At 33.5% G+C, this 21814-nt stretch carries 20 protein-coding genes; 8 read left to right on the top strand and 12 right to left on the bottom strand.

From position 1 onward, the window contains the following. Positions 1-26 precede the first annotated feature (26 nt). The 3 genes from mnmG to B2745_RS08500 form a co-directional block, all read right to left on the bottom strand. A complete protein-coding gene (mnmG, locus tag B2745_RS08510) occupies positions 27-1889 on the bottom strand; it encodes a tRNA uridine-5-carboxymethylaminomethyl(34) synthesis enzyme MnmG (protein WP_304065348.1) in 1863 nt (620 codons plus the stop codon). Between the two features lie 72 nt (positions 1890-1961). Then, positions 1962-3827, bottom strand: coding sequence for an ABC-F family ATP-binding cassette domain-containing protein (locus B2745_RS08505; protein ID WP_304065346.1), 1866 nt, complete (start codon positions 3825-3827; stop codon positions 1962-1964). Next, on the bottom strand, positions 3824-4480 hold the full coding sequence (locus B2745_RS08500) for an NAD(P)H-binding protein (RefSeq protein WP_304065343.1): 657 nt from the start codon (positions 4478-4480) through the stop codon (positions 3824-3826). Before B2745_RS08500 ends, B2745_RS08505 begins: the two co-directional genes overlap by 4 nt. A gap of 116 nt (positions 4481-4596) precedes the next feature. Here B2745_RS08500 and B2745_RS08495 point away from each other — a divergent pair, with 116 nt between their 5' ends. Beyond that, complete coding sequence (locus B2745_RS08495; protein ID WP_304065341.1) at positions 4597-5310, top strand: pirin family protein; 714 nt, start codon at positions 4597-4599, stop codon at positions 5308-5310. 27 nt (positions 5311-5337) lie between these two features. Here the strand turns inward: B2745_RS08495 and ybeY are convergent, their stop codons facing one another. From ybeY to B2745_RS08480, 3 genes are read right to left on the bottom strand one after another with little or no spacing between them, the layout of a single operon-like run. Continuing rightward, complete coding sequence (gene ybeY, locus B2745_RS08490) at positions 5338-5778, bottom strand: rRNA maturation RNase YbeY (protein WP_304065338.1); 441 nt, start codon at positions 5776-5778, stop codon at positions 5338-5340. Between the two features lie 28 nt (positions 5779-5806). Beyond that, positions 5807-6235, bottom strand: a complete 429-nt coding sequence (locus tag B2745_RS08485) for an ATP-binding protein (protein ID WP_245584817.1) — start codon at positions 6233-6235, stop codon at positions 5807-5809. Between the two features lie 2 nt (positions 6236-6237). Next, positions 6238-9528: a DUF4175 family protein gene (locus B2745_RS08480; RefSeq protein ID WP_304065334.1), complete on the bottom strand. Its 3291-nt coding sequence runs from the start codon at positions 9526-9528 to the stop codon at positions 6238-6240. Positions 9529-10014: 486 nt separating this feature from the next. Between B2745_RS08480 and B2745_RS08475 the strand changes: the two genes are divergently transcribed. Continuing rightward, a complete protein-coding gene (locus B2745_RS08475) occupies positions 10015-11556 on the top strand; it encodes a YifB family Mg chelatase-like AAA ATPase (protein ID WP_304065331.1) in 1542 nt (513 codons plus the stop codon). Between the two features lie 66 nt (positions 11557-11622). Then, complete coding sequence (gene msrA, locus B2745_RS08470; RefSeq protein WP_304065329.1) at positions 11623-12273, top strand: peptide-methionine (S)-S-oxide reductase MsrA; 651 nt, start codon at positions 11623-11625, stop codon at positions 12271-12273. A 38-nt stretch (positions 12274-12311) separates the two neighbouring features. Here the strand turns inward: msrA and B2745_RS08465 are convergent, their stop codons facing one another. Next, positions 12312-13337, bottom strand: a complete 1026-nt coding sequence (locus tag B2745_RS08465) for an alkaline phosphatase family protein (protein ID WP_304065326.1) — start codon at positions 13335-13337, stop codon at positions 12312-12314. Between the two features lie 132 nt (positions 13338-13469). Between B2745_RS08465 and rimM the strand changes: the two genes are divergently transcribed. Beyond that, on the top strand, positions 13470-13997 hold the full coding sequence (gene rimM / locus B2745_RS08460) for a ribosome maturation factor RimM (protein WP_304065324.1): 528 nt from the start codon (positions 13470-13472) through the stop codon (positions 13995-13997). A gap of 6 nt (positions 13998-14003) precedes the next feature. Continuing rightward, on the top strand, positions 14004-14678 hold the full coding sequence (gene trmD / locus B2745_RS08455) for a tRNA (guanosine(37)-N1)-methyltransferase TrmD (protein WP_304065322.1): 675 nt from the start codon (positions 14004-14006) through the stop codon (positions 14676-14678). Between the two features lie 2 nt (positions 14679-14680). Here trmD and B2745_RS08450 read toward each other — a convergent pair whose 3' ends face one another. Continuing rightward, a complete protein-coding gene (locus tag B2745_RS08450) occupies positions 14681-15070 on the bottom strand; it encodes a hypothetical protein (RefSeq protein ID WP_304065321.1) in 390 nt (129 codons plus the stop codon). Between the two features lie 106 nt (positions 15071-15176). Between B2745_RS08450 and B2745_RS08445 the strand changes: the two genes are divergently transcribed. The 3 genes from B2745_RS08445 to rplS all read left to right on the top strand — a co-directional run bounded on the left by B2745_RS08445 (position 15177) and on the right by rplS (position 16602). Beyond that, entirely contained in the window at positions 15177-15449 is a 273-nt protein-coding gene (locus tag B2745_RS08445) for a hypothetical protein (RefSeq protein WP_304065319.1), read from the top strand. Further along, positions 15442-16077: a hypothetical protein gene (locus B2745_RS08440; protein ID WP_304065317.1), complete on the top strand. Its 636-nt coding sequence runs from the start codon at positions 15442-15444 to the stop codon at positions 16075-16077. Before B2745_RS08445 ends, B2745_RS08440 begins: the two co-directional genes overlap by 8 nt. Before the next feature lie 177 nt (positions 16078-16254). Next, positions 16255-16602, top strand: coding sequence for a 50S ribosomal protein L19 (gene rplS / locus B2745_RS08435; RefSeq protein WP_026904215.1), 348 nt, complete (start codon positions 16255-16257; stop codon positions 16600-16602). 65 nt (positions 16603-16667) lie between these two features. On the opposite strand, the gene B2745_RS08430 is transcribed toward rplS, so the two are convergent. From B2745_RS08430 to B2745_RS08415, 4 genes are all read right to left on the bottom strand, one after another. Further along, entirely contained in the window at positions 16668-18488 is a 1821-nt protein-coding gene (locus tag B2745_RS08430) for a DUF4153 domain-containing protein (RefSeq protein WP_304065315.1), read from the bottom strand. A 36-nt stretch (positions 18489-18524) separates the two neighbouring features. After that, on the bottom strand, positions 18525-19223 hold the full coding sequence (locus B2745_RS08425; protein ID WP_026904213.1) for a response regulator transcription factor: 699 nt from the start codon (positions 19221-19223) through the stop codon (positions 18525-18527). Positions 19224-19233: 10 nt separating this feature from the next. Next, the gene (locus B2745_RS08420) at positions 19234-21105 is read right to left on the bottom strand and encodes a sensor histidine kinase (RefSeq protein WP_304065313.1); all 1872 of its coding nucleotides are present in this window, start codon (positions 21103-21105) and stop codon (positions 19234-19236) included. A 273-nt stretch (positions 21106-21378) separates the two neighbouring features. Further along, positions 21379-21750: a DUF3127 domain-containing protein gene (locus B2745_RS08415; protein ID WP_026904209.1), complete on the bottom strand. Its 372-nt coding sequence runs from the start codon at positions 21748-21750 to the stop codon at positions 21379-21381. Between the last annotated feature and the right edge of the window lie 64 nt (positions 21751-21814).

The raw sequence follows: 21814 nt of genomic DNA, 5'->3' as shown, positions 1-21814 counted from the left end.
TATTTATTTAAAATATTGATTATCAATTACTTATTCATGTGAACCATTAAAACTGATATATCCGAAGGTGATACACCAGAAATTCTTGAAGCCTGACCTAAAGTTCTCGGTTTTATTTTCATCAATTTTTCTCTAGCCTCTTTGGAGATAGAATTTAACGAATGATAATTAAATTCCGGATTGATTTCCTTGTCTTCCATCTTTTTCATTTTCTCTACAATCTCCATTTCTTTATCAAAATAACTCTCGTATTTGATTTTTATTTCGGCTTGTTCAATAGTTTCTTTATTGTATTTGTTTAGTGCCTCATCAAAGTGTTTACTCATTCTTCTAAGGTCTTTCATTTCAAGCTGAGGTCTGCCTAGTAAATTGTGTAATTTATAGCTTTGGCTGATACTGCTTGTTCCTAGTTCTTCTAAAATAGGATTGGCAATTTCTTTATCTATTTTAATTTCTTTGGCTAGTTCTATAATGCTTTGTGCATTATTAATTTTTTCTTTTACAATATTTAAACGTTCCTCGGATATTAACCCTAGTTGATGACCAATAGGAGAGAGTCTTTCATCTGCATTATCTTGCCTTAAAAGTAATCTATGCTCTGCTCTAGAAGTAAACATTCTATAAGGCTCTTCAGTTCCTTTGGTTACTAAATCATCTATAAGAACTCCAATGTAAGACTCGGACCTTTTTAAAATGAGCTCATGTTTATCATGCACTTTTTGGTGTGCATTTATTCCTGCAACAAAACCTTGTGCTGCCGCTTCTTCATATCCAGTTGTTCCATTTATTTGGCCAGCAAAGAATAGATTTTTAACCAGTTTAGTTTCTAAGGTTAAGCTTAATTGTGTAGGAGGGAAGAAATCGTACTCAATAGCATATCCAGGTCTAAACATTTTTGCGTTTTCGAAGCCCGGTATTAATCTTAATGCTTTGTGTTGGATGTCTTCTGGTAAAGATGTAGAGAAGCCATTCACGTATATTTCTACTGTATTCCATCCTTCTGGTTCCACAAATATTTGGTGTCTTTCTCTTTCTGCAAAGCGGTTTATTTTATCTTCAATAGAAGGGCAGTATCTAGGTCCTAAACCTTTTATTCTTCCAGTAAACATAGGCGATTTTTCAAAACCTAGTTTTAAGGTTTCGTGAACTTCGCTATTGGTATAGGTTATCCAGCAACACCTCTGTTCTGTTGGAGTAGGCGTATCCGTAAAAGAGAATTTTCCTCTTTCTTCATCGCCCCATTGTTCTTCCATTTTAGAGTAATCTAATGATCTACCGTCAACTCTTGGTGGCGTTCCGGTTTTCATTCTACCAGCTTCAAAACCTAGCTCAACCAATTGTTCTGTAATTCCTGTAGCAGATTTTTCTCCTGTTCTACCGCCACCCATTTTTTTCTCACCAATATGGATAACACCATTAAGAAAGGTACCATTAGTTAGTACTACAGCTTTCGCTTCTATTTCTATTCCTAAAGATGTTTTGACACCGCAAACTTTATCATTTTTGACGATGATACCGCTTGCCATATCTTGCCAAATATCTAAGTTGGGTGTGCCTTCAAGCGTTAGTCTCCATTCTTCAGCAAAACGCATTCTATCGTTTTGTGTACGCGGAGACCACATTGCAGGTCCTTTAGAGCGGTTAAGCATTCTAAATTGAATGGTTGATTTATCAGCAATGATGCCTGATTTGCCTCCCATAGCATCTATTTCTCTTATAATTTGTCCTTTAGCCACACCTCCCATAGCCGGATTACAACTCATTTGAGCTATTGTCCCCATGTTCATGGTAATCAAAAGTGTTTTAGAGCCTAGGTTTGCTGCAGCTGTTGCTGCTTCACATCCGGCATGTCCGGCTCCAACTACAATTACATCGTATTTTTCAAACATATATTTAATGTTTCACGTGAAACAATTCTTCTTTTTATCTTCATGTTCCACGTGGAACATGAAGGTTTTTTGTTATGCTAGTTCAGATAATTCTAACCAACGCATAGATTTTTCATCTAACTCGCCCTGTTTCTTTTCTATTAAATGAGAAGTTTGGATGATTTCATCAGGATTAGAAATGTTATTTAAGCTATCTGTTAAATTCTTGATAGTTTGTTCTAATGTTTCTATCTCTTTATTTAAGGCTTCAAGTTCTTGCTTCTCTTTAAAAGAAAGTTTTGCTTTTTCTTTAACAGGAGCAGGGCTTTCAATTTTAATTTGTTGTTTTTTGGCTTGCTCTTTTTCTATTTGTTTAAGCATTTCTTGCTCTTCTCTATAAGAAGAATAATTGCCATTATATATTCTGATTTTGCCATTACCTTCTAAGATAAAAAGCTGCTCGGTTAATTTATCTACTAAATATCTATCGTGTGAAACTAAAATTAAAACACCCGGATAGTTTTCTAAAAACTCTTCTAAAACGTTTAAGGTATCAATATCTAAATCATTAGTTGGCTCATCCAGAATTAAAAAGTTTGGATTCTTAATCAAGACCTTCATTAAGTGTAACCTTTTCTTTTCGCCGCCGCTTAATAAGCTTACAAAACCATGTTGCTTTTTTGGTGGGAATAAGAAAAGCGTAAGCAGCTGAGAAGCCGTAATTACGCTACCATCGGCTAAGGTTATATATTCAGCAATATTCTTTACAACATCAATAACACGTTCATCTTGCTGAAAGCTTAATCCGGATTGATGGTAATATCCAAAAACAGTGGTTTCACCTTTTTTTATGCTTCCTGCATCGGCTGTTAATTCACCAGTAATTAAATTTAAGAAGGTAGATTTTCCTGTTCCATTCTTTCCTGTTAAACCAATTTTATCTCCCTTTTTAAAAGGGTAAGAAAAATCTTCAATAATGGCAACTTCATTAAATGTCTTACGAATATGTGCTATCTCTAGAATCTGATTTCCTTGTCTGCTTACTTTAACCTCTAACTTAACTTGTTCTTTTGGTCCATTACCTTTAGAACGCTCTTCTAAATCATAAAAAGCATCTATTCTTGCTTTAGATTTTGTGGCCCTTGCTTGTGGCTGCCTCCTCATCCATTCTAACTCTTTTTTCAAGAGGTTTCTGTTCTTAGCTAAAGTAGCTTGGTCGGAAGCATCTTTTTCTGATTTTTTTTCTAAATAATAAGCGTATTTACCTTTGTATGAAAAAACTTGTCCTTTATCTAATTCTATAATTTCATTACAAACATTGTCTAAAAAATAACGGTCGTGGGTAACCATTAAAATAGTTTTACCACCCGTATTCAAAAAACTCTCTAGCCACTCAATGGTATCAATATCCAAATGGTTGGTAGGCTCGTCTAATACATAAACATCCGGTTCATCTATCAATAGCTTAGCTAAACTTAATCTCTTTTTTTGCCCACCAGAAAGATTAGATATTTTTTGGTGTAAATCATGAATACCTAGTCGACCCAGAATAGTTTTGATTTGATGTTCATATTCCCAGGCATCAAGATTACTGAGCTCTTCTGTAAGTTCATTTATCTTATCTAAGTCTGGATTTTCTTCTTCTAAAAGTTCTTCGTACTCTCTAATAATTTGTTGCTGCCTATTATCTAAACTGAAAATAAAATCGCTAATACTGGCATCGGCACTAAATTTTGGATCTTGTTCTAAATAACCAAATCTGATATCCTTTGCTTTTACAACTTTTCCTTCGCTAGGTAATATTCTTTCTGCGAGCAATTTCAATAGGGTAGATTTTCCGGCTCCGTTAATACCTACTAAAGCTACTCTTTGTCCTTGCTGTATGCCAAAAGTTAAATTTCTGAAAAGCCAATAATCGTTAAAGGCATGGCCTAATTGTTCTGCTGATACTATACTCACACTATTTCTTTTATGATATCTGATGGATAGGTGAAAATTCCCTGATCCTCTTTTAATGATTGTTGATACATGGCTAACGCAATAACCGATGTTTTAATACTTCTATATTTTTTTAGAGAGCCTATTAGTAGAGGGTCTATAACTTTCATCAATACTAAAGCTATTTTCTCTGCCATTCGTTTTTCTTTTCTATTTCCGCTCAAAAGGGATGGTTGGTAGATATGTATAGCAGGGATGTTTAGCACTTTTAAATCATCCTCTGTTTGGCCTTTAATTTTACTATAAAAATTTGAAGATTGAGCGTTAGCGCCCAAAGCTGAGACCAGATGATATTGTTGAACCTGATTTTCTACAGCAATTTTCGCTATTTCAATAGGGATATCATGATCTATTTTTCTGTAGCTATTTAAGTCTGGCGTTTTGGCTCTAGTAGTTCCAATACAACAGAAAATAACATCAGCCTTGATTTGGCCTTTTATCTCCGAAAGGTTAGAAAAATCTGTAATAATTTCTTTTAGTTTTTGATTTTGGATGTTTAAGGGTTTTCTTCCAAGCGCAATTACTTCTGTATAGGCACTACTATGCAGTAATACCGACAGTAATTCACTGCCAATAAGTCCGCTTGCACCAATGATAATTGCTTTTTTACTCATTTTATCTAAAATCAATCTGCAAAAGTACGCATTTGTATCTTTGGAATAAATATTGTATGTTTAAACATGTAATATTTTATATAAAAAAGACACGTAACATTTAAAAATATTTCATCATGAAAACGATTATACACAAAGCTTCTGATAGAGGAGCGAAACAAATTAGCTGGTTAAAAAGCTATCATTCTTTTAGTTTTGGCGATTATCAAGACCCAAATAAAATGAGTTTTGGCTTATTAAGGGTTTTAAATGATGATTATGTAGAGCCTGGGATGGGATTTGGTATGCATGGCCATGAAAACATGGAAATTGTAAGTATTCCACTTTTTGGTTCTTTAAATCATCAGGATAGTATGGGTAATGATGCTGTAATTAAAACTGGCGACGTACAAATTATGAGTGCCGGAACAGGTATCAGGCATGCAGAATTTAATGGAAGTAAAACAGAGGCGGTAAAATTTTTACAGATTTGGGTTTTTCCTAAAGAATATAATATTCAACCTAGGTATGATCAAAAATCTTTTAACGAAGCAGATAAGCATAACCAGTTTTTAACAGTTGTTTCTCCTAATCAAGAAAACGAGCAAGCTGTTTGGATTAACCAAGATGCTTGGTTCTCTTTAGCTAATTTGGATGCCGCTAAAGAGCTTGAATATAAATTGAATGGAGATAATACCGGCGTATATATTTTTGTATTACAAGGCAAATTAGGTGTAGCAGAGCAGGTTTTAGATAACAGAGACGCTATTGGTATTTATGATACAACATCAGTAGCTGTAAAAGCTCATGTAGACACTAAGCTTTTGGTGATAGAAGTGCCAATGGCTTAATGATGATTAAGGGTTAAGCTTTTGGGTTTAACCCTTTATAAACTCTCTCTTAGCCAAATAAAAGTCTTCCATCTCAGTCATTTTAGCTTTTTCTTCTTTTTTCTTATCAGGGTAACCTAAAAGGTGCAATGTTCCGTGTATGATAATACGGTGTAATTCATCGCTTACAGCAACCTTAAAAGTTTTGGCATTTTCTTTAACTCTGTCAATACTGATAAAAATATCACCATAAATAATTCCTTTTACTTCACTATGATCAAAGGTGATGATATCTGTAAAGGTATCGTGGTTTAAGTATTGCTTATTGATGTTTAACAAATAATTATCAGAACAAAATATAAAATTGAGTTCTTGTAACTGATGTTTCTCTTCTTCTATGGTAGCATTTATCCAGCTTCTAACTGCGTTTTTCTGTTTAAGATGATGGACGATGTCTTCTTCAAAAAAATTTATGGGCAGTTTTTTCATTAAATCTTTGTTTATGCAAAGATGAAGATTAGAACTTAAAATGTAGCTCTACTTCGTTGCCTTTTGTATTAAAAATACATTGGTCTGCCAGCTGCTTCATGATAAAAACACCTCTACCGCTTAAATTTTCTAAATTTTCTGGTGCTGTTGGGTCTGGCAGGTTATTAAAATTAAAACCTTCGCCTTGGTCTGCTATGGTAAAAACCAATCTTTTCTGATTGATAATTTCAAGATTTAAGTAAACCAATTTATTTGGATTTTGCTTATTACCATGAAAAATGGCGTTTGTAACCGCTTCATTAAGACAAGTCATCAAATTGGCGTAAACATCATCCCCTATATTTAAAGTAGATACAAGATCATCAACAAAATTTTCAACTACTGCTACACTATTCTCATTTGACGGAAGTTGAAGAGAATAGAGTCCTTTATCCATTATCCCTGAAAGATTACTCATGATTATTTCCTCTTATTTAATTTTTTAAAGTAATCACTAATTTTTGATTTATAAAAATTATTTAACGCTGGAGATACAGTTTTTAGCATTTCAGCTTCATTTTCTTTTATTTTTTCATACTCTTTAAGTACTAAATTATAATTTGGTGCAAATTGTTTACCGGCTTTACTTTCCTTTTGTGTGTCTTGCTCTCTTTCTCTTTCGGCTTTTTCTGCTTCTAAAAGTCTTGTTTGTATGTCTTGTTGTCTATTTATAGCCTCTTGTGTAATACGTTTGTTTACGAGATCGGTTTCTGTTTGTTCCATGTCTTTCATGATTTTTTCCAGATTTCCTAATTTCCCTTTTCCGTCTTTATTCAGTTGCTGATTAAGCTCTTGTAAAGCCTGCCTAATCATTTGTTGTTGCTGTGCCATTTCAGAAAACTGCTGGCTCATTTGTTTATTGCCTTTTTGCCCTTGCGGTATGCCTTGCTGTTGCATTTGCTCTTTTGCTTTTTGCATATTTTTATTGAGCTCCTGCTGCATCTTGGATAGTTGAGACATACCTGGTTTAGGTTTCCCTTTACCGCCAGATTTAGCATTTTTCATGGCATTTTGTAGCTGTTCCAAGGCTTCGCTCAACATTAAAGATAAGTTATTGATAGCCGTTAAAGCATATTGTTGGTTTCTGTTTACCTCAGCTATTTTCCGCTCAGTAAGGTTTTGTAAAGCGTCTGCAATTTGTTGGTTAATTTGAGTTACTTCTTTATTAACTGTAGCAGATATTTGTGGTACTCTTTTGCTTAAACTATACAAGCTATCCTCCACAAGTTTTAAATTATCTTTTATATTTCTTTGCTTTTGGCCAATTTCATTAAATCGTGGGTCGTTGATATTGGTATTCTTAATATCTAGCATCAATTTCTCTTGGTCGAAAGAGGTTTTCAGCAAGTTTTGCAAAATTTGTCTTAGAGCTTGCGCATCAACTTGGTTTTCTTCAGTTTCTTCTTCATTTTGCATTTGTTTAAGCTTATTAGCCATTTCCTGCATTTCGGAAGCGGCTTCTTTTTGCGCTTCGTTAGCTTTTTGCTTACGGTTTTGTGTTAACTGTTCTTCTGCCTCCTGAAGTTTCTTTTCAATAGCTTGTTGTTGTTCTTTTTGTTGGTCAAAATTTTCTGGCTGCTCTAGAAGCTGATTTTTTTCTGCTATTTCTTTTAAATCTTCTTTTAGCGCATTAAAATCTTTTTTAATGTCTTTTTGCTGATTTAAATCGGGTTTATTAACATTTTCGTTTTGTTTTTTTGCAAGCTCTTCTAGTTGATCAATAGCTTGATTTATTTTTTGTTCAACTTCTAGTTGTTTGTATAATTCCAGAATACGGTCTAATTCTTTTTTTAGAGATTTTTCATCACTTTGTAACTGCTTTAATTCCTGATTAGGAATTTCGTTAAGCTGTTTTTCAAGCATTTTCTGAATTTCTTTTAATAAAGATTTAGTTTTCTCATCCAATACATTGTCAAAAAGATTTTGTATCTGTTTTTGCTTTTCTAAAAGCTCTTTGTTATTATCAAGCTGATTACGCTCTAGTAAATTCTTCTGATTTTCTTTACTTATTTCTTTAAGCAACTCTTCTAACCTTTGTTGTTTATCAAGTAATTCTTGTGCTTGCTTTTGTTGCTGATAATCTATTCCTTTACTATTTAGTAAATCTTGGTTCAACTTTTTAGCTTCATCCTGAATTTTCTGAGCCTGTTTTATGGCGTCAGAAATTTTTTGCTTAACATTTTGGGTGCCTTCTTCTACTTTTTCTATCAGCTCAGTTTTACTTAAAAGTCGGTATGTTTTTAAACTTGTTCTACTGGTTTTAGGTCCGTTTATACCGTCATTATCAGCAACTTCAAAATAATAGCTAATTTCTTCACCAGCCTTTATACCTGTATTACTAATAGGCCAGAAATAAAAGAAGCTACTCTCTAAACTTCCTTTTTGAAGTTTTATAGGTGCTTTAAACTGTTTTCCTAACCTACTTTTATCATTAGAAGCGGTAATTTTATAATGAAAACTTAGGTTGTTTAAACCATAATCATCACTGGCTTTTCCAATAAAATATAATACTTGGCTATTCAGCGAATCGGGTTTTTCTGTAGCCTCAATCTGAGGAAAAGCATCAGGTAAAACCTCGATATGATAATTTAAAGCATCTTGTATAACCCAATTATTCTGTGGTTTTAAGCTATATAAAGCGCTTTTTGTAAGCTTAAGTTGATAACTAAACTTGTTTTCTTTATGAGGCGTTAACCTGATGTTATTTTTTAAATAAAGGAAGTTTAACGTAGTAGTGTTTTCTGCACCAATTAACCATTTCACAACTGTTCCTTCGGGCAAACTCATATCTCCGGGGTTTTCTAAAACTTCGTTTTGCTTTTTTAGGTAAGCCGGATAAGTTAAAGATAGCTTGATATCAGTAATACTTGGTTTTTTACTAATTTTTAAAGTATAAGTATCAGAATAAAATTCGCCTGCTTTAAATCTAAACTTAATGTCTTCTTGTAAGTTTTTAAAGGTATGATTAAAGTGGATAATATCTTTTTGTGTCAATTTAAAGCTGTTAAAGCCATCTTCTATATAAACTTCCTGAGGTATTTCTGTTCCGCTAAGCTTAATTTGAAGCTGAAAATCTTCGCCTTGCACACCAGATAAGTTCTTGTTTAAAATCTCGAAACCGAAAGGAGCCTTCTTAATAAAGCGTTGGTTGTGCTTGATAATTCTTGTAGTACCATCGGTAATGATAGCTGGTGTGGTAAATGCCAAAACCAGCATTACCATAGCCGGAAGAATGGCATAACGTAGATATTTCTTGTTTTCACTGATTTTTATAGCAGATACAAAAGGAATAGGTTGTAATTGTTGTACCCTTTGGTTGATGCTGGCTAAAATTAAAGCTTCATGTTCTGGGTTAGTGCTTAAAACTTTTTGTAGTTGTAGGGTATTGAGGAGTTTGTCTTTTACATCAGGAAAATGATTCCCTATGATGATGGATGCCTGTTCATGATTAATAAAAGCACCAAGCTTTAAATATTTTAACAAGTATTTACCAACTAAAAACCAAGCTAAAGTTAGCTGACTGATAAGGAACAGGTAAAAAAGAATAGTTTTGGTAAGTGGATTAAAATAGCTGTAATATTCTGCCGTAATAACCAGTAAAAAAACGGCTAAAAATATAGCACAAAGCCATATCAAGCCTCTAATAATTTTATTGAGGTAATATTTCCTGATGAAATCGTCTATCTTTTTTAAAAAGTCAGCGTAATCCATAAAAATGAAGAAATATTAAGCACATCGGAAATATAACATTTAACCGTTTAATAATGATTTTATTATGGCATAAAAATTTGTAAAGATATTTATAAGTGACATAAAGAGCTTATGGTACTTTAAGCTAGTTTGCTGCTAATCTAATATTTCTCGATAATATGTTTAAGATAAAGTTAAGTATAGGGTATGTTTGAATATAGCGTAGATATACTTAACACATGCTATAAGGTTTCTATAACCTTGCTATAAGGTTGCTGTAGTAGAGAAAATAGAAACTAGAATTTTTGCAATGGTACTTGGAAACTAAATTAATAAAATAGTTTTAATTAAGGATTGTTTTTTATTTTTTTTTGAAAATCATATTTAGCTGCCATTTCTTAAAAATGTTGAACTTTTATTATTTTAAAACTCGACTAGACTAATTTTAAATATCTTTATCTATGATTTTTAAGTAATAAATTATAATTTTCCGATAAATTTTTATGTATGCCTGTAAAAACATTTGGGAGTGCTGTGTATGGGGTAGAAGCCCAAACCATCACCATAGAAGTAAACATTTCTGGAGGTAAAGCCGCTTATTTAATTGTAGGTTTGCCAGATAATGCCGTTAGAGAAAGCTTATTGAGAATAGAAAGTGCTTTAACAAATAGCGGTTTTCGTATGCCTCGCCAAAAAATTGTGGTCAACATGGCACCTGCCGATATTCGCAAAGAAGGTTCTGCTTACGATTTAACCATAGCTACAGGTATTTTGGCCGCTTCTGGTCAAATAGATGAAGAGGATTTAGAAAATTACCTCATCATGGGCGAACTTTCTTTAGATGGACAAGTAAAGCCTATAAAAGGGGCTTTACCTATAGCTATAAACGCTCAAAGAGAAAATATCAAAGGTTTTATTTTACCAAGTCAAAACGCTAGAGAAGCTGCAATCGTAAGTAAACTAGAAGTTTATGGGGTTAGCCATCTCTCAGAAATTGTAGATTTCTTCAAGAATAGCAAAAAACCACCTTTAACAGTTGTGGATACCCGAGACGAGTTTTTTAAAGCTATTAATAATTACGATGCCGATTTTGCCGATGTAAGAGGACAAGAAAATATCAAAAGATCTTTAGAAATTGCAGCTGCTGGTGGGCATAATGCTATTCTGATTGGTCCGCCAGGGGCAGGTAAAACCATGTTAGCTAAACGTTTACCAACTATTTTACCTCCTTTAAATTTGTATGAAGCTTTAGAAACTACAAAAATACACTCGGTAGCAGGTAAGCTTTCAGCTTCTGATGCTTTAATTACTACAAGACCATTCCGCTCGCCCCACCATACGGTTTCAGATGTAGCTTTGGTAGGCGGTGGAAGCAACCCTCAGCCAGGTGAAATATCTTTAGCCCACAATGGTGTTTTGTTTTTGGATGAATTACCAGAGTTTAAAAGAACCGTTTTAGAAGTTATGCGCCAGCCTTTAGAAGAAAGGCGTGTTACGGTAGCCCGAGCCAGAATGTCTGTAGATTATCCATCTAGTTTTATGTTGATAGCTGCTATGAACCCTTGCCCATGTGGTTATTACAACCATCCCGAAAAGGAATGCGTTTGCGGGCCCGGTGTGGTACAAAAGTATCTCAGTAAAGTAAGTGGCCCTTTGTTAGACCGTATAGATTTACATGTAGAAGTTACACCAGTAAATTTTGATGAACTGGCATCAGAAAGAAAATCAGAACCTAGCGAGTTGATTAGAGAAAGGGTGATTAAAGCCCGTTTAATGCAAACAGAAAGGTTTAAAGAGCATCAAGGTATTAATGCAAATGCAGAAATGAGTCCGCAAATGGTAAGAGCTATTTGTGTAGTTTCTGATGCTGGGCAGCAATTATTAAAAAAAGCGATGGAAAAGTTAGGCTTATCTGCCCGGGCTTATGATAGAATTTTAAAAGTAGCCAGAACCATTGCAGACCTGGCCGGTAGCAATGATATTGGCATAGAGCATTTAGCAGAAGCTATACATTTTAGAAGTTTAGATCGCGAAAGCTGGGCAGGTTAAAAAGCATGACTTAAAACTTACAATCATTTTATCTTAAATTTCGTTTATGATTAAAATTGTAAGACCATGAAATTTGTTAAAATATTAAGTGCCAGCATTTTTGCTTTATTAATTATTTCTTGCAATACTAACGGACAAGTGCCTAAAAACAATGCGGTTAAGTTGGTAGCACCAAAAGGTAAAGCTATAGCTGCCTTTGCATCGGGCTGTTTTTGGTGTTCTGAGCATATTTTTGAAGCTGTTATTGGTGTAGACTCTGCCGTTTCTGGCTATGCCGGAGGTACTGCCGTTAATCCAACATACGAGTTGGTAAATACTGAAACTACAGGTCATGCAGAAACTGTTTTGGTTTATTATAATCCAAAAATTATCACTTATGAAGAATTGGTAGAAGTATTTTTCTCTTCACATGACCCTACCACGCCAAACCAACAAGGTCCAGATAGGGGTTCTTCTTATCGTTCTGTTTTGTTTTATCAAACCGATGCGGAGAAAACCATTGCCATGAATGCTATTAAGAAAATAAGCAGCAGCAACAGGTTTAGTAAGCCTATTGTAACAGAGCTTGCAACTTTAAAGGCTTTTTACAGGGCAGAAGAATACCATCAAGATTTTATAGCGCATAACCCAAACCAATCTTATGTAAGAGCGGTTTCTATTCCTAGGTTCGAGAAGTTTAAGAAAACATACAAAGGAAAATTGAAGAAGGGGTATTGATGAGGGTGGAAAATGAGGCGGGATTTTTCTCGCCTTATTTATTTAAAAACATTGTCTTTATTGAAGTTTAATCCTAAAAGTTTAGCCAGCGTACCTGCTATTTGTCTGGTAAAAATTTCGTCGGTATTTTTTACTTCGCCTTTTGCTGTTATGGTTGGGCCAATGGCTGCTATCCAAACCTGTTCTGAGCCAGAGATGCTTTTACCATGACTAGTCCAATTGCCAAATGGTTTTTCGCCACGGCCGTGGTCTGTAGTAATCACTAAAGTGGTTTGGTTCTTATAAAAATCATCGTTTTGTAGGTAATTCCATAAATCTGCAATCATATCATCGCTTTTACGAGTCTGCTCTATATAAAATTTATAATCGGCAGCGTGGGCCATATCATCTGTTTCATCAAAACCAATATGTAAAAATTTGGGCTTATAAAACTTTACATATTGCTTAGCCAATTGGTAGGTAATTACATCTAGTCTTACTTTATCAGATATAAAGGGAGGGGCTAAATGCTGCATCTCATTTAAGGCTTTAAAACTTTCATCCATATCAGGAAGCTTTAAATCTTCTACGCCAGCGTTTATTATAAAATCCTGAGCAGAATCATCTAAAATATAATTAAAGACGTCCCAAGAGGAAAAAGAAGCTACTTTACCTTTAAAACCTTCTTGTTGGTTTATCCATCTTAGCACATTAGGGTTTTTATTGTAAACCCTATTATTATTGGTGATATTGCTATCTACAAAACCAGAAAAAAGCTCGGCATAACCAGGATATGAAATCTTTGATGGATTACTTACTGCTGCATAACTTTTTAAATCGCGGTTCCCAATAATTTGACCATTTTTGGCAATCTCGCTCCACATAAAAGGCATTAATAAAGCTCTTTTTTTGTGCACATCTTTATGCCAAAATTTTTTAAATAAATAATCTTTTTGGTTGTTATACCTGCTGTAAATTAAGGAAGAATCTGCTCCTCTAAACAATTCTTGCCAGCGTAAACCATCAATAGTAACTAAAATAACTTTGCTTTCTGTTTGCGCAACAGCAGCAAAACTCAAAAACATGAAAAAGTATAGTAAAATCTTTTTAGGCATCCTCAATAATAATCAAAAAACAGAATAATGAATTAATGAAACGATTATAAATCAACTCATCATAAAAACTTTACTTTTGCAAGAGTTTTTAAAGAGCAATAAATGAGTACAGGAGATTACGTAGAAATAGGATATATTACCAAAACCCATGGTTTAAAAGGTGAGGTTCAGGTATCTTTTGGTTATGATCACCCTGAAAAGTTAAAATTGAAATCGGTATATGTAGAAATTGGAGGCAAAATGGTACCTTATTTTGTTTCGCAGTTTAAGCTATCGCAAAAACAATTAGGTTACTTTTTATTTGAAGATATTAATCATATTGATAAAGCGCAGCCCTTGGCAAAGAAGAAAATTTTTCTTGCTAAAAGGTTAATGCCCAAAAAGAGTAAGGAAGAGTTTAGCTACAAAGATTTAACAGGCTTTACAGTTATTGATGAACAAGAGGGCGAATTAGGTGAAATTTTAGAGGTGAGAGAATATCCGCAGCAGTTTTTAGCTACGGTTATGTATCAGGAAAAAGAAGTATTGTTTCCTTTATCTGAGGATTTAATATTGGGTATTGATATGGACAATAAGGTCTTAAATATCGAACTTCCGGATGGTTTGTTGGATGTTTACCTTCAAGATTAATGAACTATGAGATTTGATATCATAACCGTTTTACCGGCTTTACTAGACAGTCCGTTTGCACACTCTATTATGCAAAGGGCACAAAAAAAAGGTCTGGCAGAAATTCATATTCACAATTTAAGAGACTACGCAAGCAATAAGCATAAAAGTATTGATGATTATCCTTACGGTGGTGGTAGTGGTATGGTGATGCAGATTGCGCCTTTTGCTGCTTGTATAGAGAAATTACAGGCAGAAAGGGTTTATGATGAGATTATTTTTATGACACCCGATGGCGTTACTTTTAAACAAGAAATAGCCAACGAGCTTTCTATTAAAGGAAATATCATGATTCTTTGTGGCCATTATAAAGGGATAGACCAAAGAATTAGAGATGTATTTGTAACCAGAGAGATTTCTGTTGGAGATTTTGTGCTTTCTGGTGGCGAGCTGCCAGCTGCTTTAATTGTTGATGCTGTGGTAAGATTAATACCTGGCGTTTTATCAGATGAAACATCGGCTTTGTCTGATTCTTTTCAAGGCGAATTGTTAGACGCTCCAGTGTACTCCAGACCGGCAGATTGGAAGGGTTATAAAGTACCTGATATTTTGTTGAGCGGAGACCAAGCTAAAATAGAACAATGGCGTTATGAACAAGCTTTAGAACGCACTAAAAAACGCAGACCAGATTTGTTGGAGTAATACTACTTTTTACTTAAAAGCTGTATAATTAATTCTTTGTCTTTGAGCTGATTTTTAAGGGTTATGTTAAGCTCTTTACAGGCTTCCAGTTCTTTTTGGATTGCGGTGCTATAAGTGACATTTTCTTCTTCCAAATTATTTAGAAATCTATCATCAGCGGGTTTAAGCGTATGTTCTGCAAAAAGTTTACATACCGATACATCCAGAACCTTCGCTATTTTTATAACATCACTATATTTAAGAGATTCTTTTATTAGGGATAATTTTAGCCCGTCAAATGTTTTCCCGGTATTTTGTGCCAGCCAACTTAAAGATCGATTACGCTCTTTAAGTAACTCATCTATAATTTGTTTTAATTGCATAAAAAAATTAGTAATATTTTTGTTTGCCAATTAAAAAACATATTTTTATTGGTAATTTCTACTAAAAATATTATATCTACTCAAAATTTTGTTTAAAATACTCAAAATTTTGTGATGAACGCAAAAAATTGATTTTATGTATAAATATAAAATAAATGAAATACTAGATAATATGCCTATGAAGGAGTATAAAAAAGCAATTAAAGTAATTCCTAAAATTATTGGAGTATCACAAAACACCTTCGCCAATTATAGGAGCATTAAAATGGATGATGAAAAAGATATTCCTTATCAAAAAGTAATTTTACTAGAGAAAATATTTGGAGTAGAAAGCGGTAGCTTGATGAACTTTAAAATTGTTCAAAAAAGCTTAGCAGAGATTTTATTGGAGGATCTTCATCATGGATAATCAGCTTGTGTTAGAAAAAAGAGTAGATCTTTTAAAGCAAAAGTTACTAAGTCATCTGCTTGTTGACACCAAGTCATCCATAGAAAGTTTTAGTTATTACCTATCTGTAACTAATGATATTGAAAATAAAGATTTTCTTTATCATTTAAACGCTTTCCTGGATACCTCTTACAATACGATCAACAGTATAGAAGGTTTAGGATATTTATTAAATCATCAGCATAAAGAAAAACAGCTTATCCATCTTAAATCATATATTAACCAGATTATTAGTCAGTTAGATTATCTACAGCCAGAAAAAGTTATCATAAATGAGGTGGATGATCAAGTTACCTTTCTTTCTTTAGAGCCTATACTTTTTTATGTTTTAAAAACTATTTTAAGAAACTGTATACTGAACCATAAACACGGTAGTTTGCCATTAATTATAAGTACAAGCTCTGATGGTATGTTTTTAAAAATCATCATTAAAAATGCGTTTTTACTTAGTAAAGAGGTATATAGTAATGTTGTAGCTTATGACCACCAAATTTGCGAATTGTGTTTAATGAGTATCAACGGCGAGCTTTGTATGTTAAGCGATTCATTAGCATTGGATGATATAGAAATAAAATTAGTGAGTAGCTAAAACGATAAAGGATAACTTATTCATATCTAATGCGTAAATAGTGTGGATGTAGATAAAACATCAATTGTGGAAAATTTTAATTATGTTTTTAATTATCAAAAATTATCCCTAATATTGCACTCCGAAATTTCGGTGCGGTTGGTATTTATCTCAATCGTAACTTAACAGCATAAAATCATGGATTTAGTAAAATTTGTAGAAGAGCAGGTTGTAGAGAAAAAACAGTTACCTGCATTTAAATCTGGAGATACCATCAGCGTTCACTATAAAATTCGTGAAGGAAATAAAGAGCGTATTCAGGTTTATCAAGGTGTAGTTATCCAGAGAAATAGTGCTGGTTCTACAGAAACCTTTACCGTAAGAAAAATGTCTAATGGTGTAGGTGTAGAGCGTATATTTCCTGTAAATTCTCCAAACATCGATAAAATCGAAGTTAATAACGTTGGTAAAGTTCGTAGAGCAAAATTATTCTACTTACGTGAGCTTACTGGTAAAGCAGCTCGTATCAAATCTAAAAGAGTTTAGTTTTCTCAAAATAAAAAAAAGCCTTTCATGAATATTCCTGAAAGGCTTTTTTATGCACTGTTTTTTTATAAAGTTTGTGGCGTTATCAGCACATAAACCTTATAATGTAGAATGCTTGTTTCTTGATTTTCTTCCTCAATACCTATTTCTTCTATTCTGATGGTGATGTTTAATCCTTTCCATTGCTGGGTAAGTGTTAAATCTTTATTTGGTACTTGAAAAGTATTATAGTTTTTATCAGTAATAGGATAGCTCTTTTTTAACAATTGCTTTCCTATTTTATAAAGTTGTAGAGATAGCTTTTCTTTTCCTAAGACCAGATACAGTTCTTGTTCTTTCTCTTTACATATTTTAAAAGCTTTTCCAAAGGCAGTTATTTCTTTGCATTTATCATCTCTAAAAGAAGACTGGTTTTCTATAGTTACCAAAATACTTGCCTTTTCAATACTTAAAACTTCTTTTTCTTTATTAGCAAAGTTGTAAAAATTGCCTTTCATTGCGGGGTTATAAAGCGGATTAAGTCCTAATAACTTTAATACAGAATCTTTGGTATTTTCTTTAGCTTGATAACTTTGAAACTGACTCAAGGAGTCTTTTTTATGGCTATTCTTAAAAAAAGTTTTAATATCGCTAAGCGATGCTTTAGTAAAAGGCTGTAAAGCCATTATACCATGATAATCATATAAATAATCAACAATGTTTCTGATTTGCTGGTCTCTTTCTTTATTAGGTTTAGTGGCTAAAAGAGTGCTTAATATTTTTTGTTGCGAGTTTTTAGAAACACTTTGTAAACCCCATGGTCCAAAGGAGATTATAAGTGCTAACGCACATAAACTGATGGGAATTATCCTAATATGTTCTTGTCCTTTTATTAAGAAATAAAAGGTGATAAAGCTTAACCAAAAGGTAAGTACAATTAAAATATATCTGCTTTCTGTTATGCCATAATCAGATACTCGGGTATAAACCGCAAGCACTAAAAGTATAATTAAGGGAATTAAAAACAGATAGAAGGTCTTACTAAAGAGTTTTATCCATTTGTTTTCTTCTAAACTTCTGAGTGGATGAACTAGCAATAAAGAAAGCATCCCAAAAACAGCATAACCTAAAATTAATACCGAAACAAAACCATTAGGTAAATGCCACTCTAACAATATTTTACCTTCATAAGCCAGTAATATGACTAAATAAATGCTTGCCAAAGGGATTAACACATACTGTGTGAAAATTTTCAGCCCTTTTGGATAAGATTGTTCTTCTTGAAGTGTTTCTAAAGGTTTAGGAATGCCGGATAGAAAAAATAGGGTATTAAATACACCTGCGATGATGAGCCACAGACGTAAGTAGATTTTATCATCCCAATTTACTTTAAACAATTCTTCAATGCTTAATAAGGCAATGCTTATCCCAATAAATAATACCGCACTGTACAGGGCAGATGTTAAAAAACGTAGAAATAAACTTTTGTTAAGTTGCCAAAAAGCTTGATTTTCTTCTGCTTTATGGAAAGCAGCGACAGAAACCAATAAATGAAAAGCAAATGCAAGAATGACTAGCATTAAAATATGCGCTTCTTTTTCAAAAGGATTTAAGATAAAACTTAAAGAAAATAAAAAAGCTATGAGTGTTACATTAGCCCCTATTTTAATGGAGTTTCTGAGTTTATGTTTTTCTGCAAATAATGCAAAAGCCAAGGTAAGTGCTAAACCTAAATTGCCTATATAAGCGCCTTTTACAAGTTCTTCGTTATAAGTATTGTTAAGATCTTTTACGGTAAGCGCAATTAAAGATCTGGTTCCTAAAACTGCAAAAAGTATGGGGATAGGGAATCTTTTTAATACAGCCAGCGCAGTATAACCAAGTTGTTTGAGTGAAGGAAACTTCATAAGTAAAATATTTCTTATGAAATTAGCTTTTACTTACTAATTTACCAAGAGTTTATAACCTTTTCCATGTACGTTGATGATTTCTACTCTGGCATCTTCTTTAAGATATTTACGCAATTTGCTTAGGAAAACATCCATACTACGGCCGTTAAAGTAATTATCATCATGCCAAATTTGTAAAAGTGCTTCTTCACGGGTTAAAACATCATTCATTTTAAGGCATAATAACCTTAACAGTTCCGCTTCTTTGGTGCTTAGCTTTTGTTGCTCATCACCATTTATAATAATTTGATGCTGGTAATCAAAGGTATACTTGCCAATGGTGAAGATTTTAGGTTTCTCTTCTTCAGCTTTTTCCTGGTTGCCGGCTCTTTTTAAGAGGGCATTAATGCGTAATAAAAGCTCTTCTATTTTAAAAGGTTTGGTAATATAATCATCACCACCCAAACCAAAAGCTTCGGTTTTATCTTCCATCATACCTTTGGCTGTGGCAAAAATAATAGGTATGTGTTTGTTTATCTTTCTGATGTCTTTTGCCAGCGTGAATCCGTCTTTTTTAGGCATCATCACATCCAGGATACAAATATCATAAGTTGAAGATGTAAATGCTTTTAAGCCCTCATCTCCATCATCACAAAGGGTAACCTCAAACTTTCCTTTTAAAGAAAGGTAGTCTTCTAAAATCATCCCCAAGTTAGGATCGTCTTCTACTAAAAGAATTTTTTTTGCACTCATTTATATGGTATTATGCTAATGGAAATTTGAGCTCAAATTCCGAGCCTTTATCTTTTTCGCTTTTCACTTTTATAGTTCCGCCCATTCTTTTCACCATGTTATTTACATAGCTTAAGCCTAGTCCAAAACCTTTTACGTCATGTAAGTTACCTGTAGGTATGCGGTAAAATTGCTCAAAAATTTTCTTTTGCTGGTCTCTTCCCATGCCAATTCCATTATCAGTAACGGTAATTATAAAATCTGTTTGGGTATTAGTGGTGTTGATGGTAATCTCTGGTGCTTCTTTACTGTACTTTATGGCGTTATCAATAAGGTTATAAAATACATTAGAAAGGTGTAGCTCATCGCCCATGATGGTTGATTTTGTGGCTATAAGGTTCATGTTTACAATAGCATTTCTCTTTTGTAGTTGCAAGTTCATACTATCAGAAACGGCATGAATTAAATCATGGATGTTAACTTCTTTACGCTCTATTTTTAAATCGTCTTTTTCTATACGGGCAATATTAAGTACCCTTTCAATATGGTCTCCAAGACGTATATTTTCATCATAAATAATGCTTGCCAACTTATTTACGCGTTTGCGGTCTTCATTAACGTCGGGGTCTCTTAAAGCTTCACTGGCAATCATGATGGTGGCTACCGGAGTTTTAAATTCATGTGTCATGTTGTTAATGAAATCTGTCTTCATCTCAGAAATCTTTTTCTGTCTTAAGATAGAAAAAATGGTATAAGCGAAGCTTCCGGTTAAAATTAACAATAAACCTATGGATGAAGCCAAAATAGAGTTCATATTTTTAAGGATGAGACTATTTTTCTCTGGAAAACTTACCATCAAATAACCGCCTTCACGTACCATATCTTTTGGGAAAAGTGCGGCTTTGTAGGTGTTTTCTGGCTCAAAATCCATTGTATTATCCGAGGCATTTCTGAATAAAATTCTGGAGCTTTTGTTGGAGCTTATTTTATAATTGTACTTGAGCATGATGCCGTTATTGGCCAACTCTATCAATAGCAAAGAGTCTAGCAATTCTGGTTTAATACGTTTATGCAGAGGTACATTTGCTTGCTGAAACTCTGAAGCTAAATCATTTAAAATCTCCTTTTTGTTACTGATTTTTTGTACCGAGTCTAAGTAAAGCTTAACATCTTTTACTTTTTCTTTGCTATGGATGGGTTTCTCTGCTGCTGCAAGCTCAGTTTCACTAATTTCTGATAAGTAATTAGGTTTGCCAATGGTACGAACAACAGGGCCTAATACAGGGTCAACAATAACGTATTGTTTGATAGAATCTACGACAACGTTACCTCTTTTGGGTCTTTTTCTGGAAGGTAATCGCTCTGTATAAACTTGTTTAACCAGATTTTGTCTGACGCCAAATTCGTCTGTAACTTCTTCAAAATCAAATCTTACGCCGGCAATTACATTATCTGGAGTTTCTTGTTGCGCCGGGCCGTTATATACTAAAATATTAGGGTATTTATTTCTTAAAATGCTATCTCTTACCCTAAAAATACTGTCAGATTTTTCCTGATTTTTTTTAAGTTGCCTGATAAAAGCTAGGGATGGATTTTCTTTAATTTGCGGGTTACGATCAATAGTTTTTGATTTTCTGATGTTTTGGCTAAATTTCAAATCTTGATTTAACCTATTAATTTCTCTTAATTTTTTTTCGTTTGCAGCTTTTTGAGCTAAAAAAGCTGCGGCTTCATTTTTTTCTAATTTATAAGCCACACTTTTTAAAGCATCATTTACCGCACTATCAAAAATTTGAGTTTTTAATTGATAAGATTCTTTTAGGAAATAATATTGCATAGCCATCACTCCCAACAATGCAAAACTCATTAAACCAATAATAACCGATATACTTTTACGCTTCATCTCAAATCAAATATAAACACCAATGCTTTAATATGGAGGTGGTTTAACATTATTTAACAGCCTCACCCTCAATCCCTCTCCAAAGGAGAGGGAAGCGCAGGACTACTTTGCTTATGCTTATTTTTTAATTGTTTTATTAAACATTTAATATTTTAATACACATTTAGGCACTCTCTCTCCTTTGGAGAGGGCTGGGGTGAGGCTCTAAAAAAAAGCGGTCACCTTTGGGATTGGTGCCGCTTTTTATCGCATTGTAATCAGAAAATAGGCTCTTTAAAATGGCAAATCGTCGTCTGCCTCTGGTGCTGCACTAATATCAACTGGTGCTGCAAATGGCGGTGTTTGGGCAGGAGCACCTGCATCAGCACCTAATACATTTACTTTCCAAACTTGTAAAGTATTGAAATATTGTTTTTTACCGGTTTTGTCTGTCCATGGTCTTCCTTTCAAATTGAAAGAAACCTCAACATCATCACCAATTTTAAGATTATCCATTAATGAAACCCTGTCTTGTATGGCTTCAAATTTTACGTATTCCGGGTACTGTGGGTTTTCGGCAAATTCTATAACAAGCTCTCTTTTTCTAAATGTATCAGTAACGTTCATGACTTCAGATACTTCATGAACTTTTCCTTTTATCTCCATTTCAACAGGTTTTTAAATAACTAAAATCAAATCTCTATATTTTTATCATTAAATTGCGCATTCT

The sequence above is a fragment of the Pedobacter glucosidilyticus genome (genome assembly GCF_002483235.1).
Classification (GTDB): Bacteria; Bacteroidota; Bacteroidia; order Sphingobacteriales; family Sphingobacteriaceae; genus Pseudopedobacter; species Pseudopedobacter glucosidilyticum_B.
This window is presented reverse-complemented; position numbering and strand designations above follow the sequence as displayed.